The following is a 6,548-nucleotide window of genomic DNA, read 5'->3' as shown; positions in this document are numbered from 1 at the left end:
TGGTGGGCGCTGAGCCCCGCGGGGGCCTCCCCGGGTGGTGACCGCCCCGAAGCCATGTCGGCGTGCGGCTCAGCGACGCGCCGGGAAGTGGCGGATCACGCCCTCCTGCACCGTACTGGCCAGCAGTTCACCGGCGCGCGAATAGAAGTGCCCACGCGCCAGCCCGCGCGATCCGGCGGCCACCGGCGATTCCGTGGCGTACAGCGCCCAGTCGTCGAAGCGGAAGGGACGGTGGAACCAGATGGAGTGGTTCACCGTCGCCGCGATGATGCGGTCCAGCCCCCAGGACAGGCCGTGCGTGGTGATGATCGAGTCCAGCACCGTGGTGTCCGACGAATACGCCAGCGCCGCAACGTGAATCAGCGGATCGTCGGGTAGCGCCCCGTCGGTGCGCATCCACACCCGATTGTGGTTGAGCTTCTCCCCCGTGCCCTTGAGGATCCAGGCCGGATCGTTCGTGTACCGCATATCGATGGGATGCGGTGCGTTGACGAACATCTCCAGCCGGTCCTCGAGTCCGGCGAAGGTCTCCTCGATCCGCGGCAGTCCCTCCGGATCGGGCACCTCGGGCAGCGGCACCCCGTGCTCGAGGCCCTTGCCCCAGTCCTGGAAAGCCGCCAGCATGACGAACAGTTCCTGATCGTCCTGGAAGGCGGTCACCGTCCGGTTGGCGAAGGCGCGCCCGTCGCGGTGGCGGTCCACCCGGTACTCGATCGGCTTCTTGGGATCGCCGCCGCGCACGAAATGCGCGTTGACGGCGTGCACCGGGCGTTCGGGTCCAACGGTGCGGCCCGCGGCGATGATCGCCTGCGAGACCAGCTGCCCGCCGAAGGTGCGGCTCCACACCTTCTCCGGATGGTGGCCGATGAAGATGTCCGGCCCGGCCTCTTCGAGGTCGAGCAGCTCCAGCAGCACTTCCAGATCGGCGGCCCGGGACAGCGCTCCCGGCTCCGCGATCTCCTCGCCCAGTGACGCACTCACCTCAGTGATCCTCCTCGCCGATACGGTGAACGTGAATCATATTGGTGGAGCCCACGGTTCCCGGCGGCGAACCCGCCACGATGACCACCAGATCGCCCTTCTTGTACCGCCCGATGGACAGCAGCGCGTGATCGACCTGATGGATCATCTCGTCGGTATCGGCCACCCGCGGCACGATGAAGGTTTCGGTGCCCCAGGTCAATGCCAGCTGGCTGCGGATCTCCGGCTGCGGGGTGAAGGCCAGCAGCGGCAGCGGGGTGTGCAGGCGGGCCAGGCGGCGCACCGTGTCACCGGACTGCGTGAAGGCGACCAGGGCCTTGGCATTGAGCCGCTCGCCGATATCGCGGGCGGCGTAGGAGATGACGCCGCGCTTGGTGCGGGGCACATGCGTCAGCGGCGGCACCCGGCTGGAGGTCTCGCCCTCGACCGCGTGCACGATGCGGGCCATGGTGCGCACGGCCTCGATCGGGTACGCGCCGACGGAGGTCTCACCGGAGAGCATGACCGCGTCCGCACCGTCCAGCACCGCATTGGCAACATCGGAGGCCTCGGCGCGGGTGGGCCGGGAATTGGAGATCATCGACTCCAGCATCTGGGTCGCCACGATGACCGGCTTGGCGTTCTCGCGCGCCATCTGGATGGCCCGTTTCTGCACCAGCGGCACCTGCTCGAGCGGCAGCTCCACGCCCAGATCGCCGCGCGCCACCATGATGGCGTCGAAGGCGAGCACGATGGCCTCGAGATTGTCGATGGCCTCGGGCTTCTCCAGCTTGCCGATCACCGGAACGCGGCGGCCGACGCGATCCATCACGTCGTGCACCAGCTCCACATCCGAGGGCGAGCGCACGAAGGACAGCGCGATGAAGTCCACGCCCAGCTTGAGGGCGAATTCCAGGTCGTCGATGTCCTTCTCGGACAGCGCCGGGACGGAGACGTCCATCCCCGGCAGCGAGACGCCCTTGTTGTTGGAGACCGGGCCGCCCTCGGTCACCCGGCACACCACGTCGTTACCCTCGACGTGGTCCACGGTCAGCCCGACCTTGCCGTCGTCGACCAGCAGCCGGTCGCCCGACTTGGCGTCCGCGGCCAGTTCCTTGTAGGTGGTCGACACCCGGTCGTGGGTGCCCACCACATCGTCGACCGTGATGCGGACGACCTCGCCGGTCGCCCAGAAGGTCTTCCCGTCTCCTTCGAACCGGCCGAGGCGGATCTTCGGTCCCTGGAGATCGGCGAGAATACCTACCGCGCGGCCCAGATCGTCGCTGGCCTGACGCACCTTCTTGTAGTTCTCGGCGTGATCGGAGTGCTCGCCGTGGCTGAAGTTCAGCCGCGCCACATCCATTCCGCTCTCGACGAGTTCCCGAATCCTTTCCTCGGACGACACCGCCGGTCCGAGCGTGCATACAATTTTCGTCCGTCGCATCACACGTCAACCCTAGACCTGCCCACACACTCCCGCTCACCGGGCACACCGCAACAGTGGGCGGCGGCCGGGTGAACAGCGAGCGTGGCGCACGTCACGCTTGGAGGAATGCCCAGCAACCCCTCAGCGAGCGACGTGACGCGCTAGACGAGTCTCCAGTCCGGACTGCGCGAATCCGAGGATCAGGCAGATGACCCAGTAGTAGACCGCGGCCACGCCGTAGAGGGCGAAGAAGTCGAAGGTCGGGGCCGCCGCCAGCTGGGCGGTGCGCAGCAGTTCGGTCACCAGGATGGTCGATGCCAGCGAGGTGTCCTTCACCAGCGAGATGAGAGTGTTGGACAGCGGCGGCACCGCGATGCGGGCGGCCTGCGGCAGGATGATCATCCGCAGCGCCTGCGGATAGGTCATGCCGACCGCGTACGACGCCTCCCACTGCCCGTGCGCCACCGACAGGATGGCCGCGCGGATCACCTCGGCGGCGTACCCGCCCACATTGAGGCTGAACGCGATGACCGCCGCCGGGAACGGGTCGATCACGATATCCAGCTGGGGCAGCGCGTAGAACACGATGAACAGCTGCACCAGCAGCGGCGTCCCGCGAATGATCGAGATGTAGAACCGGGCCGGCGCGGACAGCAGCCGGACCGGCGACATCCGCGCCAGCGCCACGAACAGCGCGAGCACCAGCCCGATGACGAAGCTGATGGCGGTCAGCGGCAGCGTCTTGGTGACGGTGGCCTCCAGCATGGGCCAGAGGTTCTGCCGAATGAGATCCCAGGTGGCGGCATCCATCTTCGGTGCGGCGTCTACTCGGAGACGTCGACGCCGAAGTACTTCTCGGAGATCCGCGCCAGGGTGCCGTCGGCCCGCAACTCCGCCAGGGCCTGATTCACCTGGTCGATGAGCTCCTGGGAATCCTTGCGGGCGGCGAACACCTGCTGGGAGACCTCACCGGTCTTGCCCGCGACCCGCACCTCGTTGGTGCTGTGCTGCTTGGTGTACTCGGCCACGGCCAGGGAGTCGTTGACGGTGGCGTCCACGCGGCGGGTGTTGAGCAACTGGATGGCCTGCACGAAGCCCTCCACGCCCTCGACCTTGCAGCCCGCGTCACCGGCCACCTTCGACCAGTTGGAGGTGGTCGACTGCGCGCAGACCTTGCCGTTCAGATCGGCGAGGGAGGCGATGTCGGTGGTGTCCTGGCGGGTGACGATGACACCCTCGGAGACGGTGTAGGGCTGCGACAGCGCGTACTTCTCGGCGCGGGCGGGGCTCGCGGTCACCTGGTTGGCGACCAGATCGAAGCGCTTGGATTCCAGGCCCGCGAAGATGGCGTCCCAGGGGGTCTGCACGAATTCGACGGAGCGGCCGAGCTTGTCGGCGACGGCGGTGATGACCTCGACGTCGTAGCCGGTGAGTTCGCCGTTCTGTTGGTAGCTGAACGGGGAGTAGGTGCCCTCGGTGCCGACCTTCAGCACGTTCGGGTCGTCGTCGTTGCCACCGCAGGCGGTGAGCCCGGCGGCGGCGACGATGGCGAGTACGGCGGCGAACAACTTACGGCGCACGGTGAACCTCTCCTCGAGCGTGGACAGGCCACGCGACAGACAACCGGTACAGGGTACGCCGGGAACCGACCGTCCGGGACCTCAACGATTGCCGCGCGCGCAAACCTGGTGCGATCGACGAGCAGATGATAACGATGGGCGGGCGGCATCGGCGTTCGATGCCGCCCGCCCGGGGCGCGTGTCCCGTGGAATCAGTCGCGTACGAATCAGTCGCGCAGGGGACGACCGTAGGGGTCGGGCACCTTGCCGATCAGGATGAGTATGCCGTCGATCAGGCCCCAGATGCTGCCGATACCGCAGGTGAGCACGGTGACCACGATCTGCCAGACGGCGATCTGGTTGTAGCCCAGATAGAAGCGGCCGATGCCGAAACCACCCAGGAAGATCTGCAGCAGGCCCGCGATGAGCTTCTGCTTGTCCGACAGCGGGGTGCCGTAGATATCGCGGCCGAACGGCGCTTCGGGATCGACGCCCGGACCGAACTGCGCGGGCGGGTAACCGCCGGGCTGACCGTATCCCGGCTGCGCGAAACCGGGCTGACCGTAACCGGGCTGCGGATATTGCGGCTGCGACTGGCCGTAGGGCTGCTGCTGGTGCGGCTGGGCGTACGGATCGGCGCTCTTGCCCAGATCCGGACCGGTGCCCGGCGCACCGTACTGCGGCCCTTGGCCGGGCTGCTGCTGATAGGGATCGGTCACGGTGTTCTCCTCATCGATACTGCGATACCGCGCGGGCGGTCAGGACTTGGTGTCGTCCGTGTCGCCGGGCTTGGCGGGGTCGGTCTGCTCGGGCCGGGTTGCCGGGGATTCGGGCTCGGCGGTCTCGGACGGGTTATCGTCCGCGGGGTCGGTTTCGTTGTCGTCGGCTTCCGTGGACCCCGAGCCGGACGCCTTCTCCGCGGGTTCCGTGTCCGTGGGTTCCTTGTCCGCGGGCTCCTTGTCCGCGGGCTCCTTCTCCGCGGGCTCCTTCTCCGTGGACTCCTTCTCCGTGGACTCCTTCTCCGTGGACTCCTTCTTATCCGTGGCCCCCTCGCCGGTGGGCTGCCGCCCGTCCGTAGCTTCGGCGTCCGCGGCCGCCTCGGTCTCGGGCGCCGTGCCCTTGGTCAGCGGCACGCGGTCGTCCTCGGCGCTGTCACCCTCGGCGGCATCACCGGCCGCCGTGGCCGTCGCCGCGGTGGCGGCCCCGGCCGCGCCGTAGGCGCGCAGCTTCGACAGCTGCCACGGCCACGGGCGGTCGTCCTTGGAGCGCAGCTGCTCGGCCGTTTCGCGCCCCTTGGTCGCCAGCACGAAATACGCTATCGCACAGAGGAATACGATGGCAGAGGTGAAGGAGTTGACGCGGATGCCCGCGATGTGGGTGGCCTCGTCGTCACGCAGCAGCTCCACCCAGAAGCGGCCGAAGCAGTAGACCGCCACGTAGAGCGCGAACAGGCGGCCGTGGCCGATGCGGAACTTCTTGTCCAGGTAGAGAAGTGCGGCCACGCCGAGCAGATTCCACACCATCTCGTAGAGGAAGGTGGGGTGCACGACCTTCTCCACCACGCCGGTGGAGACGCCGTCCATCATGTCGAGCTGGCCGTTGGAATCGAAGCGCAGGTAGATCTCCAGGCCCCACGGGACCGTGGTCTCCCGGCCGTAGAGCTCCTGGTTGAACCAGTTGCCGAAGCGGCCGATGGCCTGTGCCAGCAGAATGCCGGGTGCGATGGCATCGCCGAAGGCGGGCAAGGAGATTCGATAGACGCGACAGGCGATCCACGCGCCGACGCCGCCGAGCAGCACCGCACCCCAGATCCCGAGGCCGCCCTCCCAGATCGCCCACCAGTCGCCCGTGGCGTTCTCCCCGAAGTACTTCTGCCAATCGGTGGCCACGTGATAGAGCCGCCCGCCGACGAGGCCGAACGGCACCGCGAACATGGCCACATCGAGGACCGTGCCGCCCTCTCCCCCACGCCGCAGCCACCGCTTCTCGCCGAGCCAGATGGCCGCGACGATGCCGATGATGATGCACAGCGCGTAGGCACGCAGCGGGAACGGCCCGATATCCCAGACACCGCGCGGCGGTGAGGGAATATAGGCCAGGACGTCGGCGGCACTGCCGGACAGGACACTGTCAGCCAGGACTCGATAGGTCACGGCCCCAACCGTAGCGGAAGCGGCCCGCCACGCACGGAACGCGGGCACGCCCCGCCGACTCGGCACGCCGCGCACCGCCGCATCCGCCCGCCCACCGCACGCGGATCGAACGGCTCGAACGGCCGGATGATCCGCACGGCCGGAGCCGCCCATGCGGAATCCGGAGAGCCCCGATGAACCGCGTACCCGGTCGTAGCGCGGGCGTTGAGCGTGGAAGCGCAAGCGGCGAAATCCCACCCGACGAACGGGTGCGACGGTCGCGGGAGGTCCGGATGTGGCGCGGGCGATCTCTCGCGATCACCGCCGGACTCGCGGGCACCGCCACGGCTACCCCGACAACCGGCGCGGGATGAGAAGGCCCTGGAACCGCCGCACCTCAGTCGCGCTGGCCGCCGCACCTCAGTCGCGCTGGCCGCCGCACCTCAGTCGCGCTGGCCGCCGCACCTCAGT

The 6,548-nt window shown here is 68.2% G+C and carries 6 protein-coding genes; all 6 read right to left on the bottom strand.

Going from position 1 to position 6,548, the window contains the following annotated elements:
• Nucleotides 1-69 precede the first annotated feature (69 nt).
• The gene (locus tag QK444_RS30405) at nucleotides 70-981 is read right to left on the bottom strand and encodes an acyl-CoA thioesterase II (RefSeq protein ID WP_244961812.1); all 912 of its coding nucleotides are present in this window, start codon (nucleotides 979-981) and stop codon (nucleotides 70-72) included.
• A gap of 1 nt (nucleotide 982) precedes the next feature.
• Nucleotides 983-2,407, bottom strand: a complete 1,425-nt coding sequence (gene pyk / locus QK444_RS30400) for a pyruvate kinase (RefSeq protein WP_172544850.1) — start codon at nucleotides 2,405-2,407, stop codon at nucleotides 983-985.
• Between the two features lie 120 nt (nucleotides 2,408-2,527).
• Nucleotides 2,528-3,196, bottom strand: coding sequence for an amino acid ABC transporter permease (locus QK444_RS30395; RefSeq protein WP_029929080.1), 669 nt, complete (start codon nucleotides 3,194-3,196; stop codon nucleotides 2,528-2,530).
• 14 nt (nucleotides 3,197-3,210) lie between these two features.
• Nucleotides 3,211-3,966 (bottom strand): amino acid ABC transporter substrate-binding protein, encoded by a 756-nt coding sequence (locus QK444_RS30390; protein ID WP_282785547.1) that lies wholly within the window; start codon nucleotides 3,964-3,966, stop codon nucleotides 3,211-3,213.
• Nucleotides 3,967-4,172: 206 nt separating this feature from the next.
• The gene (locus tag QK444_RS30385; RefSeq protein ID WP_282785546.1) at nucleotides 4,173-4,664 is read right to left on the bottom strand and encodes a TM2 domain-containing protein; all 492 of its coding nucleotides are present in this window, start codon (nucleotides 4,662-4,664) and stop codon (nucleotides 4,173-4,175) included.
• A gap of 39 nt (nucleotides 4,665-4,703) precedes the next feature.
• The gene (gene lgt, locus QK444_RS30380; protein ID WP_282785545.1) at nucleotides 4,704-6,098 is read right to left on the bottom strand and encodes a prolipoprotein diacylglyceryl transferase; all 1,395 of its coding nucleotides are present in this window, start codon (nucleotides 6,096-6,098) and stop codon (nucleotides 4,704-4,706) included.
• Between the last annotated feature and the right edge of the window lie 450 nt (nucleotides 6,099-6,548).

It is taken from the genome of Nocardia sp. CC201C, from assembly GCF_030010695.1.
Taxonomy (GTDB): Bacteria; Actinomycetota; Actinomycetes; order Mycobacteriales; family Mycobacteriaceae; genus Nocardia; species Nocardia otitidiscaviarum.
This window is presented reverse-complemented; position numbering and strand designations above follow the sequence as displayed.

Bases quoted from the DNA above. Each gene is read 5' to 3' on its own strand.
- QK444_RS30395 (WP_029929080.1), bottom strand. From the start codon at position 3,196: ATGGATGCCGCCACCTGGGATCTCATTCGGCAGAACCTCTGGCCCATG.